This window comes from Allobosea sp. P4_C6, from assembly GCF_056402015.1.
Genome location: NZ_JBFUIF010000295.1, coordinates 1 through 880 on the forward strand (window position 1 = coordinate 1; position 880 = coordinate 880).

General features: G+C 59.4%; 1 protein-coding gene. It reads left to right on the forward strand.

The genetic code is table 11. The features are described 5' to 3' along the window. Positions 1 to 880 (forward strand): sulfatase-like hydrolase/transferase (locus AC1DVA_RS28765; protein WP_476808184.1); only part of this gene is annotated, 880 nt, incomplete at both ends.

The window sequence follows — 880 nt, forward strand, 5'->3', positions numbered from 1 at the left end:
CCTAACCGCAGCGGCATGACCACTGTAGCCTTCCAAGGTCAGGGCGGCGGCCTGCCGGCAGCGGAGTGGACTCTCGGCTCGGTGCTCAAGACCGGCGGCTACAAGACGTTCTTTACTGGCAAATGGCATCTCGGCGAGGCTGATTATGCGCTGCCCAATGCGCAGGGCTATGACGAGATGAAGTATTGCGGCCTGTACCATCTCAATGCTTACACTTATGCAGACCCGACCTGGTTCCCGGATATGCCTCCGGAGTTACGGGAGATGTTCCAGAAGGTGACGAAGGGGGCTCTATCGGGCAATGCCGGCCAGCCGGCGCGCGAAGAGTTCAAGATCAACGGCCAGTATGTCGACACGCCGGTCATCAACGGCCGTGAAGGGGTCGTCGGCATCCCATTCTTCGATGGCTACGTTGAAAAGGCTGCGATCGACTATCTCGACAGCAATGCGAACACGGCGGAGCCGATCTTCATGAGCATCAATTTCATGAAGGTGCATCAGCCCAATATGCCGCATCCCGACTACATCCATAAGTCGCTGTCCAAGAGCAAGTATGCGGATTCGGTCGTGGAGCTCGATGCCCGGATCGGCCGTATCATGGATAAGGTCCGGTCAAATCCGAAGCTCGCCGGCAACACGCTCGTCTTCTATACCACCGACAATGGCGCCTGGCAGGACGTGTATCCGGACGCGGGCTACACCCCCTTCCGCGGCACCAAGGGCACTCTTCGCGAGGGCGGCAACCGCGTTCCGGCCATCGCTTGGATGCCCGGAAAGATCGCACCCAGCACCAAGAACCATGAGATTCTTGGTGGCCTGGATTTGATGGCGACTTTTGCCTCGGTCGGCCGCGTTCCGCTCCCAACGCAGGATCGCGCCA